This is a genomic window from Chryseobacterium sp. CFS2 (assembly GCF_036543225.1).
GTDB classification, from domain to species: domain Bacteria; phylum Bacteroidota; class Bacteroidia; order Flavobacteriales; family Weeksellaceae; genus Chryseobacterium; species Chryseobacterium culicis_A.
The window spans coordinates 69,710-91,476 of sequence record NZ_JAZHQU010000006.1 but is presented as its reverse complement, the minus strand read 5'-3'; the positions used below and the strand labels follow the sequence as shown (position 1 = coordinate 91,476).

Sequence of the window (21,767 nt, the reverse complement as noted above, 5' to 3'; positions counted from 1 at the left end):
AATGGCAACAAGTAACGATATCAAAAAAGGGCTATGTATCGAGTATAGCAATGATATTTATAAAGTAATTGAGTTTCTTCACGTAAAACCAGGAAAAGGACCTGCTTTCGTAAGAACAAAACTAAAGTCTGTAACCAACGGTAAAGTAATTGATAACACTTTCTCTGCGGGACACAAAATTGATGAAGTAAAAGTAATCACCAGAAAGTTCCAGTATTTGTATGATGATGAGAACGGATTCCACTTCATGAACAATGATGACTTCTCTCAGTTATACATCAATAAAGAAATGATTGAAAACTCTCAGTTTATGAAAGCTGGTGAAGAAGTAACAATCATTTTGAAAGAAGCTGATGAAACACCACTTTCTGCTGAACTTCCACAGTCGGTATATCTTGATGTTATCGAAGCTGATCCAGGGGTTAAAGGAAACACTGCAACCAATGCTCTTAAAAACGCAATCGTTGAAACAGGAGCAAGAGTAATGGTTCCTTTGTTCATTGAACCGGGAGACAGAATTAAAGTAAGCACTGAAGACGGTAGCTACTTAGAAAGAGTAAAATAATAAATAAAAATTACATAAATTCGGTTTGCATCAGCAGTCCGAATTTTGTTTTATAAGAAAATCTATTGTTATGAGATTCCATTCTCCGCAAAAGCTTAAAACGATTGCAGATTTAATAGGCTCAGCATTTGTAGGGCCGGAAGATTTTGAAGTATTGGGAACCAATGAAATTCACATGGTAAAACCTGGTGATATTGTCTTTGTAAACCATCCTAAATACTATGACAAAGCATTAAACTCTGCAGCCACTATTATTTTAATTGATAAAGAAGTAGATTGCCCGGAAGGCAAAGCACTTTTGGTTTCTGATGATCCTTTCAGAGACTTTAATAAAATCAATACTCATTTTACCCGAATATATAATTTCACAGAAGAGCTTCATGATGTTGAAATAGGAGAGGGTACAAAAGTTCACCATTCTGCAGTGATCGGAAACAATGTGAAAATTGGAAAAAACACACTTATCTTTCCAAATGTTGTGATTGGAGACCGTACCGAAATCGGAGATAATGTTGTTATTCAGTCTAACACCGTTTTAGGAGGTGACGCATTTTATTACAGAAAACTGAATGGAAACTTTGACCGTCTGATTTCTGTAGGAAATGTTATCATTGAAAACAACGTAGAGATCGGTAATGGCTGTACCATTGACAGAGGAGTTACAGACTCTACCATCATTGGTGAAGGTTCTGTTTTGGATAACCAGATTCAAATCGGGCATGATACTGTTATCGGAAAAAAATGTCTGATTGCTTCTCAGGTAGGAATAGCAGGATGTTGTGTCATTGGAGATGAGGTGACGCTTTGGGGGCAGGTGGGAATTGCTTCCGGAAATAAAATTGAGGCAGGATCAATACTTTTGGGAAAAACAGGTGTGAACAGAGATCTTGAAAAAGGAACCTATATCGGGATGTTTGCAGAAGATTTCAAAACCTATCTCAAAAAAGAAGTAAAACTGAGAAAACTATGATGAAGAATTTATTAGCTCTATTTCTTTTTATATATTCAATAAGTTTCGCCCAGAAATCACAGATTGAATCAAAGGTTACATTTAGTGATAACAGAACTGTAGATGCTAAAATACCTTTTATAACTAATCTTTTTGATAGTAATCAGATTGATGAGATAACGATTAGCGACAGAAAAGTTAAGATTCTGGAAAATGGACAAACTGTTAAATATCAACCATCTGAAATTCAAAAAATTGAGTTCGTAGATCTTAAAGGAAAGCCAAGAGTTTTTATTTATTTTCCTTTAGAATCAACCAAAACTTTGGTAGAACTGGTATATGATGGTAGAAAAATAAAATGGCTGAAAGCATACAGACGTCATGGTTATGACGGATCCACTCTTACATCAGATGTTTTATACAAAGGAGATATAAGACAACCGTTAAGTCTTTTTGTCAATAACAGGAAGAAATTGAAGGAATTAACGGCTGATAAACCCGAGCTGGAACCACTGATTGAAAATATTAATTACAACAGACTTAAGGAACAAGATTTAATCGATCTGTTGAAAAGATATGATGAATAAAATCAGATTTAAAAATTTTTTTAACGACAAATAATCATTATTTTTGTCTGAACGTATAAGACGTATAAACTGAAAATAAATAAATTAAAACAACAATAAAATGTCAATTTTAGTAAACAAAGATTCTAAAGTAATTGTACAAGGATTTACAGGAAATGAAGGAACTTTCCACGCTGGTCAGATGATTGAATACGGAACAAACGTAGTAGGTGGTGTTACTCCAGGAAAAGGAGGTAGCGAGCACTTAGGAAAACCGGTATTTAATACTGTAGCTGACGCTGTTGAAAAAGCAGGAGCAAACGTAAGTATCATTTTCGTACCGCCGGCATTCGCAGCAGACGCTATCATGGAAGCTGCTGAAGCAGGAATTAAAGTGATTGTATGTATTACTGAAGGAATTCCTGTAGCTGATATGGTAAAAGTAAAATCTTACATCGCTGACAGAGACTGCAGATTAATCGGACCAAACTGCCCTGGAATCATTACTTCTGAAGAAGCTAAAATTGGTATTATGCCAGGTTTCGTTTTCAAAAAAGGAAAAGTAGGGATCGTTTCAAAATCAGGAACCCTTACTTACGAAGCTGCTGACCAGGTAGTAAGAGCTGGTTACGGTATCTCTACAGCAATTGGTATCGGTGGTGACCCAATCATCGGAACAACAACAAGAGAAGCATTAGAGCTATTCATCAACGATCCTGAAACTGAAGCAGTTGTAATGATTGGTGAAATCGGTGGAGGTCTTGAAGCTGAAGCTGCAAGATGGTACAAAGCAAGCGGATCTAATAAGCCGGTTGTAGGTTTCATCGCTGGACAAACAGCTCCAAAAGGAAGAACAATGGGACACGCAGGTGCTATCGTAGGTGGTGCTGAAGATACAGCTCAGGCAAAAATGGAAATCATGAGAGAAAACGGTATCAACGTTGTAGATTCTCCAGCTGATATCGGTGCTACTGTAGCAAAAATTCTTGGATAATATAAAACCACACCATATGAAAAAACTTTTATTAGCCTCAGCTTTAACTCTTTCTGCCTTATCTTTTGCACAGGTGCAATGGAAAAGTACAAGATTTGGAGTTACAGGAGGTTTAAACTACTCCAGAGTATCTAACGCCCACAATCCTTCAGGCCCAAGATACACTTTCCAAGCTGGAGCATTGGCATTGATTCCCGTAGGAAAGGCAAACCAATTCTTTATTCAGCCTGAAGTTCTGTACTATGGTGCAGGAGAAACAGGTAAAGATAAAGATGCTAAAGGGGTAAGCGGTTATGATGCAGTATATGCTAATAACTACCTGAGTGTTCCTCTTTATTTCAAAGGATATTTCTCTGAAGCAGAATCAGAATTCTTTGGATTAATAGGACCTAGATTTAACTTCTTACTGAGCCAGAACGTAAAAGACGTTCCTGTAAGCAGACCTTATTATGACCCGGATGTTACCGATCCTAACCAGCCGTCAGGCGTAAATGGAAAGGCAAAGAGCTTTAACTGGGGACTTGGACTGGGAGTAGGATATAGCTACAAAAGACAACTTGAAGTAGCTTTAAAATACGACCTAGGTCTAGGAGATACTTATCCTGGTCTCGCTAAAGAAACCAAGGGTACTGATAAGAAAAAATCAGAACAGGTAATCGCACTTACTTTAAGCTACATATTCAAATAGAATATTTCAAAATAAAAAAATCCCGGAACTCATTTCCGGGATTTTTTATTGATATACCTTTGGGAAAATCAAAAGATAAAATTAGCGTTTTGCTATTTCGATTAATTAGCCCTTAATCCACTTCCAAAGCTCTTTTAAAGTAGCTTTATTTCCGTACATCAGAATACCTACACGATAGATTTTTCCGGCAAGGAAGATCATGAAAATAGTCGTTACCAGCAGTAATGTTATAGACAATGCAATCTGCCAAGCAGGAACTCCAAATGGAATTCTGGCAATCATAGCAACTGGTGAAGTAAACGGAATGATAGACAGCCAGAAGCCTAAAGGTCCTTCCGGATTATTCATCAGTGTGAAGCTGCCATACATGCCTAATGTTAAGGGTAGAATTGCAAATAAAGTAAATTGCTGTGTTTCTGTTTCATTATCTACAGCAGAACCAATGGCTGCATAAATAGAGCTATAGAAGACATAGCCTAAAAGGAAGAAAACGATAAATACAAAAATGATTAGCGGGAAGTTCAGTTCCAGTAAGCTGTGAGAAATCTGGGTAGCAAGCTGCCCAATGTCCAGTTTACTTGCAATCTCTTCATTGGCCCCTGGAATATTTTTCTGAAGCGGAGAAAAGCCTGTATTTAATACCAATGCTCCGATGACAGACATGGTAATCCAGATCAAAAACTGGGTCAGTGCAACCATTGTTACTCCCAGAATCTTACCCATCATCAGTTCAAACGGTTTTACAGAAGAAATAATAATCTCTACAACACGGTTATTTTTCTCTTCAAGAACACTTCTCATTACCCTCACCCCATAAATAATGATGAACATAAAGGTAACATACATCAGAACCATGCTCAATCCGGATTTAACGCCAAAAGCAAGATCAGAATCCTCTTTATTATTATCCGTTACATTAATGGTTTTTAAAGTAAAGTTTTTGTCAAGATCATTCAATTGAGTTTCCTGAATACCCAATTGCTTGATTTTTTCTTTTCTGACCACATTGCTGATGTCAGATACAATTTGCTGCTTGGTGTCAAATCCTATTTTACTGTTGATGACCAGTCTTGCCTCTTTTTCAAGCGCATCGAAATTCTGATTTTTCAATTCAGGAAGGATCAGAATGCCGTCCAGAGATTCATTTCCTTTTAAATTGTTAATCTTAGACTTTTCATCGGCTGCGGAAACAAAAACGTAGTTTAATTTATCATTAGATTTAAGATGGTTGGTAAACAGACCGCTCTTATCCACCACCTCAATAATGCTATGTGACTCATTTGCTTTAAACATTAAACCCACCACTGCTCCGAAAGCAATAATCATTACAGGAGCAAGCAAAGTCAATATAATGAAAGATTTTTTCTTAACCTGGGTAAGAAATTCTCTCTTGGTAATTAAAAAAATATTATTCATAAATTAAGAATGGTTACTGACAGCGTTAATAAACACTTCATTCATACTAGGAATTCTTTCGTCGAAAGATCTTACTTTACCTACCTGTACCAGATCAAGAAGCACATTGTTTTGGCTCTCCTCATTTTTCAGATCAAAAGAAACAAGATTGTTTTCATTAGATAAATTGAAGATCTCATATTTATTTTTGAAATTTTCAAAATGATCACTGCTTACTTCAGAAAGCGTAATCCCAAAAATATTTTTCTTGAATTTTTCTCTTACGTCAAAAACCCTTCCGTCAATAATTTTCTTGGAATTATTAATCAAAGCAACATAATCACACATTTCCTCTACACTTTCCATTCTGTGGGTAGAAAGAATAATGGTTGTTCCGTTATTTTTAAGATCAATGATCTGATCTTTGATTAAGTTGGCATTCACAGGATCAAAACCCGAAAAAGGTTCATCAAGAATCAAAAGATGCGGCCTGTGAAGAACGGTAACTACAAACTGAATTTTTTGTGCCATCCCTTTAGAAAGTTCAGAAAGCTTTTTCTTCCACCATTGATCAATGTTCAGTTTTTCAAACCATTTTTTGGCTTCATTCAAAGCATCACTTTTGGTCATTCCTTTCAGTTCCCCGAAATATAGAATTTGATCACCAACAGTCATGTTTTTGTACAGTCCTCTTTCTTCAGGCATATAGCCAATGTCTTTGATATGGGCAGGGTTCAGTTTTTGTCCATTGATAAGGATTTCTCCAGAGTCGGCCTGTGTAATTTGGTTAATGATACGGATAAAAGAAGTTTTTCCGGCTCCGTTGGGGCCTAAAAGGCCATAAATACTGCCTTTTGGAACATGGATGCTAAAATCATCCAGGGCGACCTTTTTTCCGGCATTATAGGTCTTTTTAATATGTTCAGCTTTTAGCATTAAATTGTTCTTTTTACTATTAGTATGAAAAAGTCCCGAAAGTTACGGAAATATTAAAACAGAATTAATGTAAAAGAAAAAATCCTGATGATTATCAGGATTTTAATTTATTGTTTCACGATTTGAGTAACTTTCTGCGTGTTGTCACTTAAAATATATCGGATCATATATTTTCCGGGCTTTAATTTTTCAATATTAATCTCTCCGGAATTCATATTCACCGTATAACTAGCAACCTGCATACCCAAAATTGAATAAAAAGTCACACTTTTGATTCTTAAAGAAGAATCTTTTGCCTTAATAATAAGGAAATCCTTTGCAGGATTTGGATAGGCAAGCAATACACCATCATCCGCCTTTTGAGTGATGGAACCCGGCTCTCTAAGCTGAGCTTTTAAATTGTTGGAAAATCCAACAAAAGTGCCTACAAATAGAAATAAAAGTAAAAGTTTTTTCATCAAATTTATAATTTCTCGAATATATATAACAAATGTAATAAATTCTACAATTTCGTACAATAGTTTTTTGCAGAACTTATATTAAATTTGTAGAAACTTATTCAAAAAGTATTCCAAAATGATACATTCAAGAAATAGAAGACTTAGAGTTAATGAATCTATCAGAAGTTTGGTAAGAGAAAATGTGCTTACAACTGATGATTTTGTAATGCCGATCTTCGTAATGGAGGGCGAAAACAAGCAGGAGGCAATCCCGTCTATGCCGGGAATTTTTAGGCGGAGTATAGATTTAACAGTGAAGGAATGTAAGGAATTATTTTCTTTGGGGGTAAAAGCTGTCAATTTGTACATGAAAGTGTCAGAACACCTGAAAGACAATACAGGAAAAGAAGCCTGGAACAAAGACGGATTAATGCAGAACACCATCAAAGCTATTAAAGACGCCGTTCCGGGAATGGTTGTGATGCCTGATGTAGCCCTGGATCCTTATTCAATCTATGGACACGACGGAATCATTGAAAACGGCAAAGTTTTAAATGATGCTACCAATGATGCACTGGCAAGAATGTCAGTTTCTCATGCAGAAGCAGGAGCTGATCTTGTGGCACCAAGTGATATGATGGACGGAAGAGTAAAGATCATTCGTGAAGCATTGGAAGAAAGCGGATTTACAGATGTAGGAATTGTAAGTTATGCAGCCAAATATGCAAGCTCTTTCTATGGACCTTTCAGAAGTGCCTTAGACAGTGCACCGAAAGATGATATGGAAATTCCGAAAGATAAAAAAACTTATCAGATGGATTTTCACAATACCCGTGAAGCATTGAACGAGGTATTTAAAGATATCCACGAAGGAGCAGATGTGATCATGATCAAACCGGGACTTCCTTATCTGGATATCGTTTCCAAAGTACGTGAAGCTATCGATCTTCCGATTGCAGTATACAATGTAAGTGGAGAATATGCCATGGTAAAAGCTGCTGCCCAAAACGGCTGGCTGGATAATGACAAAACAATCATTGAAAGTTTGACGTGTTTCAAAAGAGCAGGAGCAGATATGATCTTTACCTACTTTGCAAAAGAAGCGGCTATCTTATTAAATAAATAATAATTAAATTCATCCCAATAAAAAAAGAGATTACCCAAACAGGCAGTCTCTTTTTTATTTATAATAGGTTGATGATAATTTCTTATAACCACCCTTTTTTTCCATAAACATAAGTGTCATCAAACTGTTTGTCACTCATAAAGAGATATAAAATACCCTCAATAAAAGGAATAATTGAAGCTGCACCAAAAGTAACGACATTCAGAACCAACTGAATGATTCCCTCTTTGGTATAACCCAAATAAAACTTATTTAAAGCCAGCCATCCCACAAGAATTCCCAATATGGCAGCTGGGATTTTCTTTTCCGAACGGTAAGGAACATTGCTTTGCTGGTTTTGTACATTCTCTGTTTTTGTGTACCCGTAATTTTCCATTTCTTATTATTTGTAATTGATTGATATGTTTTATGATGAGTAGATTAAAATGATAAAAAGTTACAATGGTTTGTAAATGAACAAGTTTGCATTTAACCTAAACAAGTTTGCATTTAACCTATAAGTGAAGTTTATATTTTTGATATATTTGCCCTATGATTTTACGAGGAGAAAACTTAATCAAGGAATACGGTCCTAAAAAAGTTGTAAAAGGCGTTTCTGTACAGGTTCAACAGGGAGAAATTGTTGGTTTGCTGGGTCCGAATGGAGCCGGAAAAACCACATCGTTTTATATGATCGTAGGGTTGGTTAAGCCCACTTCAGGAAAAATTTTCCTGGATAAACAGGAGATTACTACTGATGCTATGTACCGAAGAGCTCAAAAAGGAATCGGGTATCTGGCTCAGGAGGCTTCTGTTTTCAGAAAACTTTCCGTAGAGGAAAACATTATGGGAGTTTTGCAGCTGACTAAGCTTTCAAAGCGTGAGCAGCAGATCAAATGTGATGAACTGATTGAAGAATTTTCTTTACAGCATGTCCGTAAAAACAGAGGAGATCTTCTTTCCGGAGGAGAAAGACGTAGAACCGAAATTGCTCGTTGTCTTGCTACAAGCCCGAACTTTATCCTTCTGGATGAACCTTTCGCAGGGGTAGACCCGATTGCCGTAGAAGATATCCAGAAAATTGTAAGAAGCCTTGTGGATAAAAACATCGGAATTTTAATTACCGACCACAACGTACAGCAGACTTTAGCCATTACCAACAAAACCTATATCATGTTTGAAGGAAAGATCCTTAAAGAAGGACTTCCGGAAGACCTGGCAAATGATCCGCAGGTAAGAGAAGCGTATCTGGGTGAAAACTTTGTTTATCAGAGTATTTTGGATAAGCCTAAAAAGAAGAAATACGCTTACAATATCTGGGCAGGTAATTTTGATTCAAAAGCACAGTTTCAGGGATTTGTCAATGATAATTTCAAACAGTTTGATGACCTGAGACTGATGTATGGTTTTGAAGATATCAGTTTTGCCTCATTAGCCAACTCTGAAATTGAGCATATCTTTAATGATATTGTGGATAAGAATGCCAACAACTCATTTGTTTTTCAGAAAAAGGAAATTAATTCTCAATATTCTCTGGAACAGGCGGAAGCAGAGTCTAAAGAAGCAAGCAGAAAAGAGCTGCACTACCTTACGACTTATATGTATGAGGGATAAAATATAAAGCATTTATTTGCTGAATATGATAATAAAACGTACCTTTTTCTTTTGAAAGCGGTACGTTTTTCATTTAAAATGATTTCTATGGCTAAACCTTTTAACAGAACCGTTACTTTATTCGGAATTTATAAACAGCTTGTCCCATTCATCAGACCTTACCGATTAATGATTTACGGAACCCTGTTTCTTACTTTTCTCGGAGCTTTGGCAGCGCAGGTGAACCCAATTGTTTTGAAATATACAGTAGATGAGGTGACTAAGCTTACCCATCTTCCACATCCCATGTCAGAGGGAATTCATATTCTTATCATCATTTCCATTATTTTACTGGGAAAGGAATTGCTGAATATCTTTATCAATTTCGGACAGAAATTTTATGGGGAGAAGATTAGAATTAACGTAAGCTCGGTATTGGCACAATCGGCGATTGATAAGATTTTAACCTACAGGGTTGCTTATTTTAATGATGAAAACCATGAGTCCGGAAAACTCCAGATCAGAATAGACCGTGGAATAGAAAGTCTGACAAGGCTGGTTCAGAATTTTTTCATTGATATCCTTCCTCTTTTTTCCAATGCAATTATTGCGCTGATCATTATGTACATGCAGAATGTGTATGTGGGGCTTGTTTCAACGATTATTGTTCCGATTTATTTTTACATAAGTTCTCTGCAGGCCAAAAAATTGGGAGGAGTCCGCCGCCAGCTCAGAAATCAAAGGGAAAGAAAGACATCCGGACTTTTAAATCTGATTAATTCTATTATGGTCATTAAAAGTTTTGTCCGTGAAAAATTTGAAGGAAAAAAACAATATGATCTTCAGATGGAGTTGATGGAAAGCCAGATGATCACGAGAAGAACCAATTTTATCTATGATGGATTAAAAACTTTTATAGAACAATTCGGAGTGGTTCTGATTATTCTTTTAACCGTTTATCTGGTTCTCGATCAGCAAATGACTATTGGTGCTATCATGCTTCATATCATGCTTTTTAACAATGTTTCAGCGCCCATTCGTCAGCTTCACAGAATTTATGATGATATGAACGACGCCATGATTTATGCCGAAGGTTATTTCGATATTCTCAATGCAGATAACGAGATGGAATCGAATGGAAACTTTGTGGAAAAACAAATCAAAGGAACTTTTGAACTGAAAAATGTAGATTTTACGTATCCCAACGGAACCAAAGCTTTACATGGTATTTCTATGAAAATTGAAAATGGGAAAACTACGGCTTTGGTAGGATTAAGTGGTGCAGGAAAGTCTACAGTTATTAATCTTTTATGCAAATTTTATCTTCCGGATTCCGGAGAAATTCTTTTGGATGGAGTTAACCTTAATGAATACGACAATACCTTTCTAAGAAGCGACCTTGGGCTGGTCCTTCAGAAAAATCATATCTTTCAGGGAAGCATAGAAGATAATATCCGTTACGGAGATATGAATGCAAGTTTTGAAGAAATTCAGGAAGCCGCAAAAAAAGCTTATCTGCATGAGCAGATTATGGATCTTCCCGACAAATACCTGCATGATGCCACTCAGCTTTCCGGAGGGCAGCAGCAGAGAATTGCTATTGCAAGATTATTTCTTAAAAATCCTCCGATTATCTTTTTGGATGAACCCACAGCCAGCCTGGATGCTATCGCTACTGAACAGATCAAAAATTCCCTGGATGCTATAAAAGAAGGAAGAACGGTAATTATCATTTCTCATTCCCTGTCACAGATTCTGGATTCAGATACCATTTATGTGATGAAGAAAGGACAAGTGGTAGAGAACGGAACTCATGATGAACTTTACAATAAAGAAGGAACTTATCGTGAAATTTTCGATGCATCGGCAAGGAGTCTGAACCTCGATAAACTGGTGAATACTTTTAAAGAAAATTAAACAAAAAACTCAGCGGTCAGGCTGAGTTTTTACATTTCTACAGCATTGCTTAAAGTGCTTTTTCAGGAACCTGATAAGTACCCACATCAGCTCCGAAAGCAATATTAATTCTGTTATAACTGTTGATGGCAATAACAGCCATGGTTAAATCTACCATTTCAGTTTCAGAAAAATGATGACTTACCTTTGAATAAATCTCATCATTCACTTCTTTACCGTTTAAAGCAGTTAAAGTCTCCGCCCATAAAAACCCTGCCTTTTCTTTATCGGTGTAAAATGAGCATTCTCTCCAGGCACTTACCAGAAATATTCTCTGCTCAGATTCCCCTTTCGCTCTTAATTCTTTGGAATGCATATCCAGACAAAAAGCACAGCCATTCATTTGTGAAACTCTGAAATACATCAGTTCCAGAAATGAATTGTCCAGTGAAGAATGCTGTATCTGAAATCCCATGTTGTGAAGTGCATTTATAGCCTTATTTCCGATCGCAAATGCGTTGATTCTTTGTGACATAATATTTGTTTTTGTGATTAATTATGTGACAAATGTAGAGTGGAATTTCCCTGAATTTTTTTACAAATGATAAATTTTAAAAGGAAAGATTTTAGAAGCTAGAAGCTAGAAGTTACTATTAGGTAGAGGATATATACTCAGTCTGCAATAACTTCCCTCTTCCAGCTTCCATCACCCCTTCTTCTCATAATTTCTGTGCTCTGATTCTGCTCAGGGAAACCTGAGTGATGCCAATATAATCAGCAAGATCCCCAAGACTGATGCGTTGAATAAGATCAGGTCTTTGTTTCAGAAAATTATGATACCGTTTTTTTCCATCATCTTCCAGCATTTCACTGATCCTTCCCATCATATTTACCGGAGCTTTTGAATACAACTTACTGAAAAGTGTTTCTGCCGTATGATATTTTTTGCATAATCCTTCAACAACATCTCTGTGTATCCGAAGAACTTCTGTAGGTTCCAGGGCAACAATCATATATTTTGATGGATTTCCGGTAAGAAAACCACTCAATTCTGCAAAAAAAGCATTCTCAGCAAAAAATGTCATGATAAAATCTTTATCTCCATTGTCAAAAAACAGTTTTACAAGCCCTTTTTCAATGAAATAAAAATACCTGCAGGTTTCATCAGCTTTTAACAGAAAATCTCCTTTTCTGTAAGTTTTGGATTCCAGATTGGAAACAAGTCCGTCTATTACTGCCTGTTCTGGTTTTAAGATTTTTTCAATAGATTGAACGAAATGAGTGTGAAGCATAAATAGGAAACTGTTTTGTGAAAATAAAATTAATAAAAAAAGCGGTCCTATTTATAAGCCATACTTCGAAAAAGAATTTTTAGCTTTGTTATATAATGAACGACCACTATCTTAAAAAACTAGACCGGGTAACGGCCATCCTTACCCAGCTGCAGTCTAAACCTATTGTGAGGGCTCAGGATCTGGCTGAAAAATTCGATGTCAGTATCAGAACCATTTATCGTGATGTGAAAACGCTGGAAAATGCCGGGATTCCCATTGTGGGAGAAGCGGGTAACGGATATTCATTAATGGACGGCTATAAACTTCCTCCAATCATGTTTACCAAAGAAGAGGTGTTAAGTTTCATTACCGCGGAAAAACTGATGCAGAAATTTTCCCATCAAAGCTTAGGGAACCATTATCAGGCTGCCATGGAAAAAGTGCGTTCAGTGCTGAAATATTCGGATAAAAATCTGATTAAAAATATTGAAAAACAGATTGATGTTTTCAGCTTTCATACAGATTCCGGGGACTCGCTGAAAAATGTGATTCCTATTATTCTCGAAAGTATTGCAGAGAAAAGCCAGTTGAATATAAAATATCAGACGGTAGACGGGAGAGTGAATAACAGAACAATTGAAACAGTGGGGATGTTTTTTGAGTTTAATTTTTGGTACATCATGGCATTCTGTATGTTGAGAAAAGATTTCAGACAATTTCGTATTGACAGGATTCTGGAAATTTCAAAAACACCGAATCCTTTTGTGCAGGAATACGGACAGGTGAATGATTATCGCAAAAAATCAAATGGAAATAAGGTTAAAGCTAAACTTCTGGTTGACAAAAAGATCATGAATCACCTGGTAAATTCTAAAAAATATTATGGACTTATAGAAGAAGTAGAAACCGAAAATGGAGTAGAACTGACTTTTGAAACAGAATGGATCAATGACGGGTTTCCCCGCTGGCTCATCACTTTTGCAGACTATGCCACAGTTCTGGAACCCGAAAGTCTTCGCACACGATTGAAAGAACTGCTTCTGAAAATGACAGAAAGACATCAATAAAACCCCAACAGAACATCTGTTGAGGTTTAAAGACTTAATTGAGGCAAATAAATGAAATGGTTAATAAGCGAAGAGCAAAATCACAAAAAAGCAGTGGTGTTGAGTCGCAAAAAAATGATATAAGTTGTTGGTGAATTGAAGAAAAATCACTGTTGAAAAAATGACATTGCAGAGGTGATTTTTTTCAGGATTTCCACCTTTTTGCGATTTTATCCTTCCGTTTTTATTAGAATCTTTCCCAGAAGAAAGGAGGTTCAATTCCCAAAGCTCTCAGATACACATATCCTTGTCCACGGTGGTGAACCTCATTATCTACAAAATAAAGAATGTTTTGATATACCGGAAACTCATACTCTCCAAATAAATTGAAAGTTTCCTGGAAACGATCCTCAGAAATCAGATTGAAATAATGATTAATCACTTCTGTTTCTTCATCCCACTTCTTTAAGATTTCTTCTTTTGTTTTCGGATTGAAAGCTTCTTCGTTGTAAGCTTCTGTAGTCCCTTCCACAATTCCTTTTAAAGCAGGTCCGGCAATTCCGATCAGTTCTACTGCAAGCTTTGCAAATGGTCTCATTCCGCCTACTGAAAATTCAAATAGTTCTTTCTCAGGAAAAGATTCAATGACTCTTCTCGTCAGATTTCTGTGTCCCTGCCAATCGTTTAATAATTGTTCAGAAGTCATGAATTGTTTTGTGGCTGTGGCTGTAGTTGTCATAATGTATTTGTTTTGTTTGTTGTTGATACAAAGGTAAGAGAGGGCTATGACAACAGTTTGTCAGTAGGATTTTTGATATTGAAAAAATATTTTTTTAATCTTCAAATATTGGCTCTAATTTTGCGTTAGAAGAGTAGTGTATTACTAAAAAAAATCGCAATTAATAGAATTATGAAGAAGTATATTTTGCCTGTTGTCACTGCTTTTTTAGTAGTATCATGCAATAAGATAGAGGAAAAAATTGACCAGACTGTTCAAAAAACTACCGAAACCGTGCAGCAAAAAACACAGGAAGTGGTGGAAGAGACGGTAAAGAAAACAGTCAATGAATCTATAAATTCTTTAACCAATTCCGAAGACGTTAAGTTTAATACTGTTTTTCCTGGTACAGGAGCTTCTATAGTTTCTGAAGAAAGGGGTAAGAAAATTAAAATTCCGGGAAGATCTGAAGGGTATATTTTCAAATACAAAGCAGATATTGCAGTACTGCTTCCGTTTCTGGAAGGACAGCCTGCTTCTGACGAAAGTAAATCTGATAAAACTGCCCGAAAGATTGATGGACAGAATATTATTGATAAAATAAGTTTCCTATCGAAATTTCTTCCTGACAATACATTTGATGCAAGTATTCTTGAAGATATTAAATCCGATAAAAACATTCAGTATTATAAGCTGAAAAGATTTCCCAACAGTAGTACAATCATCTACAACCCAAAAAATCAGACCATCATACAATACGTAGAGGTAAATAAATAATTTGGATATGGCCGGTTTCTCCCGGCCATTTTTTATTCCCACTCATTGCGAGCCATAGGCGAAGCAATATCAACCCGTTGAAAACTACTCATCAGAACGAATGAAATCATGTTTATTTCCGATGTTGAGTAATTAATTTTTTTATACAAATATGATGTTATTGATTTATTTTTTTTCATGTTATTAATAAATTACTTTATGTTTTGTGGGTTAATTCTCATTTTAATGAAATGGTATAATTTTCGCAAATATGAAAAAGAATTATTATTATATGTTTTGTTTTTGTGTTTAATATTGATTTTTTCATTAGATTTATTGAATAATTAACAATTGACATGAAAAATAATTTATTTAATGGAAAAATCTATGCATTAGTATTAAGCGGAGCAGGTGCTATGGGATATGCTCAGGACAGCATAAAACAAAATAAAATAGATGAAGTGGTGGTTACCACAGGTAGAACCAAGCCCAGAACCATCATTACCTCTGCCATTCCTATTGACAATATTTCGGCAGTACAGCTAAAATCCACGGGGCAGGTTACTTTTGATAAAGCTTTGACGTATGCTGTACCCTCTTTTAATTCATCACAGCAAACTGTTTCTGATGCAACGGCTCACTTTGATCCTGCAGATTTAAGAGGATTAGGGCCTTCCAGAACATTGGTTTTAGTGAACGGTAAAAGAAAAAATCAAAGTGCTTTAATTTATGTAAATGATACACCGGGAAAAGGTGAAGTAGGTACAGATTTGAAAAGTATTCCTTCAGCAGCCTTACAAAATGTAGAAGTATTGAGAGATGGAGCATCTGCACAATACGGCTCGGATGCTATTGCAGGAGTAATTAATATAATTCTTAAAAACAGTGTGGGAAAAAGCACGGTCAATCTTTTTTCAGGTATTACATCAAAAGGAGACGGTTTTAATATCGGAGCAGATTTTAATACGGGAATCAGAGTAGCAAAAACAGGAAGCCTGAATCTTACATTTGGATTTTCCTCTCAAAATAAAACGAACCGCGCAGGCTCTGTTACAAAAGACGAACTTTTTGGTGTCGATAATGCCTGGACACAAGCTAATCCTGGTCTGGGAATGATTATAGGGCAGCCGGAAACAAAAGTGGGCAATATGTTTGTCAATTTTGAATTGCCAACAGGTGAAACAGGTAAATTTTATGCTTTTGGGGGTACCACTTACAGAAGTGGGACTAGCTTTGCTTTGTACAGAACGCCCTATTGGGTAACTTCAGATTTTGGTTTATTAACTCCACAAGGACAACCTTACAATGGATTTCAACCACAATTTAAAACAGATGTTTACGATTATAATTTAACCTCCGGATGGAAAGGAATGTTTGGAAAATGGAGTTTTGATGGCAGTGCAACCTTTGGCTCTAATGCCGTAGATTATGCTGTAGGAAATACTATTAATACATCTTTGGGGGCAAATTCACCAACCTATTTTAAAGCAGGTGGCCACCAGTTCAGTAATATTATTGGAAACGTAGATATCAGCAGGGATTTTGGTGCCCTTGTTTTAGGAGCCGGAGCTGAAGTACGTAATGAAAATTATCAGGCAAGGGCAGGAGAAGAAGCATCTTATAAAGGAAGTGGAGCAGAATCATTTCCAGGACTGCAGCCTCAAAATGAAGTTAACAAAAATCGTCAGAATATCGGAGCTTACATGAATGCTGAATGGGATGTTACGAAAAACCTGTTAATTGGAGGAACGGTGAGGTATGAAAATTTCAGTGATTTCGGAAATAATGTTTCATGGAAAGGAAATGCAAGGTATAAAGTACTGGATGATAAATTGGTTTTCCGTGGGTCGGTTTCTACAGGATTCCGTGCGCCTTCATTACACCAGATTTATTACTCTAATGTTCAAACCAAAATTACAGGGAATACAGTAGCTAATCAGGGTACTTTTAATAATGACTCTCAAATTATAAGATCTGATCTTGGGGTACCTAAATTAAATGCTGAAAAAGCCTTTAATATTACGGGAGGATTTGCCGTAAAGCCTTTTAAAAACCTTACTATTACAGCGGATTATTACAGAATAAAAATTAAAGACCGGGTTCTTTTCTCAGGAGATATTGGGTACAAAACCGGTGATCCGGGAAGTCCGGATCTGACAAATCCTGTGGAAATCATATTAAACAATAACAAAATAACCTCCCTGAAGTTTTTTACCAATGCTGTAAATACAGTGACTGAAGGGGTTGATTTTGTCGCTAATTATTATACTTCTGCTATTGGCAAAGGAAAATTGGGAATTATTGCTGCTTTCAATTATAACGAAACTAAAATAGTAGATAATATTGCCGTTCCGCCTATTTTGGCTGAAAACGGCTATTCAGAAAACTTTTTTGATAGAAAGGAACAATCCAGAATTATCTCTGCAAGACCAAAAACAAAAACTATTCTTAGCCTTTCGTATGATATTTCAAAGTTTAATTTTAACCTTAATAATACGTATTTTGGTTCGGTTACATGGCAGCACGCTACTGATCCTGCCAAAGATCAGACATTTTCCGGTAAGGTAATTACAGACATCGTTTTAACCTATAAAATCACGAATGATCTTAAAGTTTCCGGAGTTGTCAATAACTTATTTAATATTTATCCGGATATAATAGACAGCAAAGGAGATGTAGTAACAGATCTTGGAGGAAGGTTCAAATACCCTTGGGAGGTCAATCAGTTTGGATTTAACGGAACTATTTTTCAGCTCAATGTCAATTATACTTTTTAACTCATCAATAAGGAATTGAAATTTGCTTGTCATGCTTAACAATGAGAAAGCAATTTCAAAAGATATACAAACATCTATGTAAAATTGCCTGGTATTAATTAATGTCAGGCAATTTTTTTTTCAGATAGGATAGGAACTAATTCCTACATTTTACTTTTTACATTGTACAAAAAAAAGTATTTTAGTACTATGAAAATTTATACAAAGACAGGAGATAAAGGCCAGACTGCATTGTATGGCGGAACAAGGGTTTCCAAAGCCAGCGCAAGAGTAGACAGCTACGGAAATATAGACGAATTGAATTCATTCATTGGGATTTCAAAAAGTCATATTGAAGATGAAGAAGTGTTGAGACAGCTGAAGAAAATCCAGTTTGATTTATTCACGGTAGGTTCAGAAGCTGCAACACCTGTAGATAAGCTGATGCTTGCCAACGGAAAATCACGCCTTCCGATTATTATTTCAGAAACTGAAATTGAAGAGCTGGAACAATGGATGGATGCCTTCGATGAAAAGCTGGAACCTCTTCAGTACTTTATCTTGCCAGGTGGTGGAAAATCTGCAACTTTTTTACATGCAGCAAGAACCATCTGCAGAAGAGCAGAGCGCTCATTGGTATTTCTGAATGAATCAGAAGAAGTACGCCCTGAATTGATTAAATATTTAAACAGACTTTCAGATTATCTTTTTGTGTTGGCAAGATACATTTCAAAACTGAACAACGAACCGGAAGAATACTGGAACCCGAATGAGAGATAAAGCATTACTTTTCATCAACGGAGAGGCTCCAAAATCATTACCCAATCCTGATAATTATGGTTTAGTTGCCTGCACAGACGGTGCTTTTCATTATTTAAAAAGAATGGGTTTTCCTCTGGATAAACTGGATTTTATATCCGGTGACTTTGATTCACACTCCGGATCAGATGAAGATATGTATGAAGGAAAATTTATCCTTACCTTAGATCAGGAAAAAACAGATTTTCATAAAGCACTGGAAATTATTCAGGAAAAAGGGTTTTCAGAAACTGATGTTTTTGGAGGAAGTGGAGGCGAGCAGGATCATTTTTTGGGAAACCTTACCGTTGCCTATGCATTCAAAGATCAGATGAACATTAAATTTTATGATGAATTTTCAGAGTATTATTTTATTCCCAATCATTTTACATTGAAAGGAGCGAAAAAAAGAATGATCTCTCTTTACCCTTTTCCATCGGTGAACAATATAACAACAAAAGGACTTAATTGGCCTTTAACCAACGAAAATCTAAGCATCACATCAAGAATAGGAACCCGAAATTTTGCTGTTGAAGATGAGATTTCTGTAGAATATGAATCAGGTGATGTTTTGTTATTCGTAGGAGTCAGCGAAATAGAATATCCAACAATCTACTAAAGAATCAATTATCAATAGAAACGGGTTTAACCCATTTAAAAAAAGACTGTCATTAAACACCAATTACACCAATGTTTTTCACAAATGGCACGAATTTTTACATCAATAGAAACGGGCTTTAGCCCGTTTAATAAAAATAAATACATCCATTGGCTTTAGCCAAAACTTATTAAAAATATTGAATAAACTAATCAAAATATCAGTGTTCACCATTTCATTATGCTGCATAGTCTCATGTAAGACCCAGCATTTTGAAACACCCGAATATGGAAAAAATGAAACTGAAAAAGTAATTCATATTAAGAAAGTAACGAATTTCCGTACGGTAGGAAATATTAAAAACACAGAAGGAAGAACTTTAAGAGAAGGAAAGTTATACCGAAGTGCCCATCTTCATCAGCTTAAAAAGAAATCTTTTGATGATGTTGAAAAACTGGGGATCAAAGAAATTATTGACCTTAGGAATTCAAAAGAAATTACTCAGAAGCCGGATCAGCTGCCGGCAGAAACTGCATACAAAAAATATTCAGCGTTCGAAGATGAAGGAGATCAGTTGGCTCAGGCGAAAAAACTGGTTCTAAAAGGTAAAGTGAATGCTTCCGATGCCGATAAAAGAATGATTGATTTTTACCGTGAGTATGTGACGGAAAACCCCGAAACCATAAAAAGGATTATTACAGAAATTCTGGAATCTAAAGACCCGATTCTTTATCACTGTACAGCGGGAAAAGACAGAACGGGAATTATCACGGCATTACTTCTTACGATTCTGAAATTTGATAAAGAGACTATTTACAACGAATATCTTCTCTCTAATAATTATAGGAAAGATCTTGTTCAGAAGAGGCTTCGTCTTGCCAATACTTTACATTTTCTCTATCCGAAAATGGATTTACAGGTACTGGAAAAACTGAGCTGGGTTGAAAAAAGATATCTTGATGCTGCTTTTGGGGAGATCAATAAAAAGTATGGTTCTACGGATGCTTATATTCAGCAGGCATTAGGGATTTCAGATGCTAAAAGGAGGGAATATATTCAAAAGTTTACGTATTGATTATCAGAGATAAATTTCTATAAGATTTAATATTGGGTGTTTATTTAAAATTATAATAATTTTAACACCTAAAAATGAAACTTTTTTAGCAATTTTGCATTTCTTAATTCACTTGTTTAGAAATGAAAATAAAGTACTCGGAACTTATTGATCAGACATTATATTTTCCTACAGAGGAATTTAATGTTTCTGAGAACAATTTGTTGTTTCACGACGTTCCACTGATGGACGTAGTTGAACAATTTGGCACTCCGCTAAAGATTAGCTATCTGCCGAGAATTTCTCAAAATATTCAGAAAGCAAAAAGCTGGTTTAAAGAAGCTTTTGAAAAAACCGAATATAGAAAGAATTATACCTACTGCTACTGCACAAAATCCAGTCATTTTAATTTTGTATTGGAAGAAGCATTGAAAAATGATATTTCAATAGAAACTTCTTCTGCTTATGACATGGATATTGTAAAGTCTCTTTATGAAAAAGAGAAAGTAGATAAAAATATTGAAGTCATCTGTAATGGTTTCAAAACTGATGATTATCTGGCAAAGATTTCAGATATGATCAACAGCGGTTTTGAAAATATTACTCCGATTCTTGATAATTACAGAGAATTGGATAAACTTACGGAAAGCATTGATTCTACCTTTAATATCGGAATCAGAATTGCATCAGAGGAAGAACCGAAGTTCGAATTCTATACCTCAAGATTAGGAATCGGATATAAAGATATCATCCCTTACTACAGCCAGAAGATCGCAGAACACCCGAATGCAAGATTGAAAATGCTTCACTTCTTCATCAATACCGGGATTAAGGATACTTCTTACTACTGGAATGAATTGTACAAATGTCTTCGTGTATATGCCCGTTTGAAGAAAATTGCTCCTGAAGTAGATTCACTGAACATCGGAGGTGGTTTCCCAATCAAAACTTCTTTGAACTTTGATTATGACTACCAGTATATGGTAGAAGAGATTGTTTCTCAGATCAAAAAATTCTGTGAAGAAGAAGGAGTGGAAGAACCTAACATCTACACGGAATTCGGAAGCTTTACCGTAGGGGAAAGTGGAGCGAACCTTTACAAAATTATCTCTCAGAAACGTCAGAATGACAGAGAAAAATGGAATATGATTGACTCTTCTTTCATGACCACTCTTCCTGATACATGGGCCATTTCAAGACACTTTATCATGCTTCCGCTTAACCGTTGGGAAGATACTTATGAAAGAGTATTCCTGGGAGGACTGACTTGTGATTCGGATGATTATTATAACTCAGAACAGCATACCAACGCAATTTATTTACCTGTTTTCAGTGATACAAAACCTTTGTATATCGGATTCTTCCACACGGGAGCTTATCAGGAAACCATCGGTGGATATGGCGGAGTACACCACTGTCTGATGCCTCAGCCTAGACACGTCCTGATTCAGAAAGATGAAAACGGCGAACTGCAATACGAAATTTTCCGTGAAAAACAGGAACCGGAAGATATATTGAAACTGCTTGGTTATAAATAAGACTTTAATCTGTCATTGTGAAGAACGAAAGTGACGAAGCAATCTCATCTTAATGTTTTAAAATTTAACCATTAAGTTTTTTATTAAGAATTAAGGAAAGTT

Annotated in this window: 21 protein-coding genes and 1 pseudogene; 15 read left to right on the top strand and 7 right to left on the bottom strand. The window is 35.9% G+C overall.

Annotated elements, in window-relative coordinates; translation table 11 throughout:
• Position 1 precedes the first annotated feature (1 nt).
• The 5 genes from efp to ODR02_RS15110 all read left to right on the top strand — a co-directional run bounded on the left by efp (position 2) and on the right by ODR02_RS15110 (position 3,762).
• Positions 2–565 (top strand): elongation factor P, encoded by a 564-nt coding sequence (efp, locus tag ODR02_RS15130; RefSeq protein WP_209787779.1) that lies wholly within the window; start codon positions 2–4, stop codon positions 563–565.
• Positions 566–635: 70 nt separating this feature from the next.
• Positions 636–1,535: a UDP-3-O-(3-hydroxymyristoyl)glucosamine N-acyltransferase gene (locus ODR02_RS15125; protein WP_309512683.1), complete on the top strand. Its 900-nt coding sequence runs from the start codon at positions 636–638 to the stop codon at positions 1,533–1,535.
• Complete coding sequence (locus ODR02_RS15120; protein ID WP_309512682.1) at positions 1,532–2,101, top strand: hypothetical protein; 570 nt, start codon at positions 1,532–1,534, stop codon at positions 2,099–2,101. The genes ODR02_RS15125 and ODR02_RS15120 overlap by 4 nt, the downstream gene beginning before the upstream one ends.
• Before the next feature lie 100 nt (positions 2,102–2,201).
• Positions 2,202–3,074 carry a succinate--CoA ligase subunit alpha gene (gene sucD, locus ODR02_RS15115; RefSeq protein ID WP_047378735.1) on the top strand — a complete coding sequence of 291 codons (873 nt, stop codon included), beginning with the start codon at positions 2,202–2,204 and terminating at the stop codon, positions 3,072–3,074.
• A 16-nt stretch (positions 3,075–3,090) separates the two neighbouring features.
• The gene (locus ODR02_RS15110; protein ID WP_105681212.1) at positions 3,091–3,762 is read left to right on the top strand and encodes a porin family protein; all 672 of its coding nucleotides are present in this window, start codon (positions 3,091–3,093) and stop codon (positions 3,760–3,762) included.
• 105 nt (positions 3,763–3,867) lie between these two features.
• Here ODR02_RS15110 and ODR02_RS15105 read toward each other — a convergent pair whose 3' ends face one another.
• The 3 genes from ODR02_RS15105 to ODR02_RS15095 form a co-directional block, all read right to left on the bottom strand.
• A complete protein-coding gene (locus ODR02_RS15105) occupies positions 3,868–5,178 on the bottom strand; it encodes an ABC transporter permease (protein WP_105681211.1) in 1,311 nt (436 codons plus the stop codon).
• Positions 5,179–5,181: 3 nt separating this feature from the next.
• Positions 5,182–6,093 (bottom strand): ABC transporter ATP-binding protein, encoded by a 912-nt coding sequence (locus ODR02_RS15100; RefSeq protein WP_209787789.1) that lies wholly within the window; start codon positions 6,091–6,093, stop codon positions 5,182–5,184.
• Positions 6,094–6,200: 107 nt separating this feature from the next.
• Positions 6,201–6,551, bottom strand: a complete 351-nt coding sequence (locus ODR02_RS15095; protein ID WP_089690001.1) for a T9SS type A sorting domain-containing protein — start codon at positions 6,549–6,551, stop codon at positions 6,201–6,203.
• Positions 6,552–6,669: 118 nt separating this feature from the next.
• On the opposite strand from ODR02_RS15095, the gene hemB reads away from it, so the two are divergent.
• Positions 6,670–7,659: a porphobilinogen synthase gene (gene hemB, locus ODR02_RS15090; protein ID WP_309512681.1), complete on the top strand. Its 990-nt coding sequence runs from the start codon at positions 6,670–6,672 to the stop codon at positions 7,657–7,659.
• 82 nt (positions 7,660–7,741) lie between these two features.
• Here hemB and ODR02_RS15085 read toward each other — a convergent pair whose 3' ends face one another.
• Complete coding sequence (locus tag ODR02_RS15085) at positions 7,742–8,035, bottom strand: TM2 domain-containing protein (RefSeq protein WP_105681209.1); 294 nt, start codon at positions 8,033–8,035, stop codon at positions 7,742–7,744.
• A gap of 155 nt (positions 8,036–8,190) precedes the next feature.
• Here ODR02_RS15085 and lptB point away from each other — a divergent pair.
• Positions 8,191–8,916, top strand: a pseudogene (gene lptB / locus ODR02_RS15080) (LPS export ABC transporter ATP-binding protein); the annotation flags it as partial.
• A 504-nt stretch (positions 8,917–9,420) separates the two neighbouring features.
• Positions 9,421–11,148: an ABC transporter ATP-binding protein gene (locus ODR02_RS15075; RefSeq protein ID WP_309512796.1), complete on the top strand. Its 1,728-nt coding sequence runs from the start codon at positions 9,421–9,423 to the stop codon at positions 11,146–11,148.
• Between the two features lie 49 nt (positions 11,149–11,197).
• On the opposite strand, the gene ODR02_RS15070 is transcribed toward ODR02_RS15075, so the two are convergent.
• A complete protein-coding gene (locus ODR02_RS15070) occupies positions 11,198–11,662 on the bottom strand; it encodes a carboxymuconolactone decarboxylase family protein (RefSeq protein WP_209787798.1) in 465 nt (154 codons plus the stop codon).
• Positions 11,663–11,846: 184 nt separating this feature from the next.
• On the bottom strand, positions 11,847–12,419 hold the full coding sequence (locus tag ODR02_RS15065) for a Crp/Fnr family transcriptional regulator (protein ID WP_309512680.1): 573 nt from the start codon (positions 12,417–12,419) through the stop codon (positions 11,847–11,849).
• 95 nt (positions 12,420–12,514) lie between these two features.
• On the opposite strand from ODR02_RS15065, the gene ODR02_RS15060 reads away from it, so the two are divergent.
• On the top strand, positions 12,515–13,468 hold the full coding sequence (locus tag ODR02_RS15060; protein ID WP_105681205.1) for a helix-turn-helix transcriptional regulator: 954 nt from the start codon (positions 12,515–12,517) through the stop codon (positions 13,466–13,468).
• Between the two features lie 226 nt (positions 13,469–13,694).
• Here the strand turns inward: ODR02_RS15060 and ODR02_RS15055 are convergent, their stop codons facing one another.
• Positions 13,695–14,186: a DinB family protein gene (locus tag ODR02_RS15055; protein WP_209787804.1), complete on the bottom strand. Its 492-nt coding sequence runs from the start codon at positions 14,184–14,186 to the stop codon at positions 13,695–13,697.
• A gap of 171 nt (positions 14,187–14,357) precedes the next feature.
• On the opposite strand from ODR02_RS15055, the gene ODR02_RS15050 reads away from it, so the two are divergent.
• From ODR02_RS15050 to ODR02_RS15025, 6 genes are all read left to right on the top strand, one after another.
• Positions 14,358–14,942 carry a hypothetical protein gene (locus tag ODR02_RS15050; protein WP_309512679.1) on the top strand — a complete coding sequence of 195 codons (585 nt, stop codon included), beginning with the start codon at positions 14,358–14,360 and terminating at the stop codon, positions 14,940–14,942.
• 335 nt (positions 14,943–15,277) lie between these two features.
• The gene (locus ODR02_RS15045; protein WP_309512678.1) at positions 15,278–17,698 is read left to right on the top strand and encodes a TonB-dependent receptor plug domain-containing protein; all 2,421 of its coding nucleotides are present in this window, start codon (positions 15,278–15,280) and stop codon (positions 17,696–17,698) included.
• Between the two features lie 189 nt (positions 17,699–17,887).
• On the top strand, positions 17,888–18,457 hold the full coding sequence (locus tag ODR02_RS15040; RefSeq protein ID WP_079242890.1) for a cob(I)yrinic acid a,c-diamide adenosyltransferase: 570 nt from the start codon (positions 17,888–17,890) through the stop codon (positions 18,455–18,457).
• Positions 18,447–19,094, top strand: a complete 648-nt coding sequence (locus tag ODR02_RS15035) for a thiamine diphosphokinase (protein ID WP_309512677.1) — start codon at positions 18,447–18,449, stop codon at positions 19,092–19,094. Before ODR02_RS15040 ends, ODR02_RS15035 begins: the two co-directional genes overlap by 11 nt.
• Before the next feature lie 178 nt (positions 19,095–19,272).
• Positions 19,273–20,148 (top strand): tyrosine-protein phosphatase, encoded by an 876-nt coding sequence (locus ODR02_RS15030; protein ID WP_309512676.1) that lies wholly within the window; start codon positions 19,273–19,275, stop codon positions 20,146–20,148.
• Positions 20,149–20,270: 122 nt separating this feature from the next.
• Positions 20,271–21,665, top strand: a complete 1,395-nt coding sequence (locus tag ODR02_RS15025) for an arginine decarboxylase (RefSeq protein WP_209787819.1) — start codon at positions 20,271–20,273, stop codon at positions 21,663–21,665.
• Positions 21,666–21,767 lie beyond the last annotated feature (102 nt).